We start from the raw sequence: 524 nt of genomic DNA, 5'->3' as shown, positions 1-524 counted from the left end.
CAACAGGAAATATGTCTATCCATAATCCATTTTCATCACGAAGATATCTTGTCTCTATGGTGGTTGAAAAATCTGTTAATTTAGAAAAAGGGTAATAATAATCTGATATTTCGTTTTCTGAAAAATGTAACAATGATACATTTTCGTTCGAATTTGAGTTATAGAAGCATGGAAGCTCAATAAATTTTTTATAATTATCAACCGTCATCATTACATCAATATCATCATCCCATGGAATGAACCCCTTATGTCTTGCTGCACCTAAAAGCGTCCCGTGAGCAAGCGAATATTGAATATTATTTTTTTTACATATATCATGCAATTGGCAAAGTAATTGAAACAGGTATTGTCGTACTTCTTTTTCTGACATTTCCATTCGTTCATTTGTTCCCTTCATCTTTGTTTACCCTCTGTTTTTTAATTTTATTGACATCTCTTTTGCAGATTTTTTTTCCAAATCATTCATTCCCCAAATCCATAAACAGAGTAAGAAAACCAATACATATGTTAAGCCACTTATCAAG

General features: G+C 31.3%; 1 protein-coding gene. It reads right to left on the bottom strand.

Annotated features, from left to right (window positions below):
- A partial coding sequence (locus tag JQM82_RS16070) for a LicD family protein (protein WP_235251425.1) occupies nt 1–397 on the bottom strand: 397 nt, incomplete at its 3' end.
- Nucleotides 398–524: the final 127 nt, after the last annotated feature.

The sequence above is a fragment of the Faecalicatena contorta genome (assembly GCF_021531995.1).
In the GTDB taxonomy this organism is placed as follows: Bacteria; Bacillota; Clostridia; order Lachnospirales; family Lachnospiraceae; genus Dorea_A; species Dorea_A contorta_A.
This window is presented reverse-complemented; position numbering and strand designations above follow the sequence as displayed.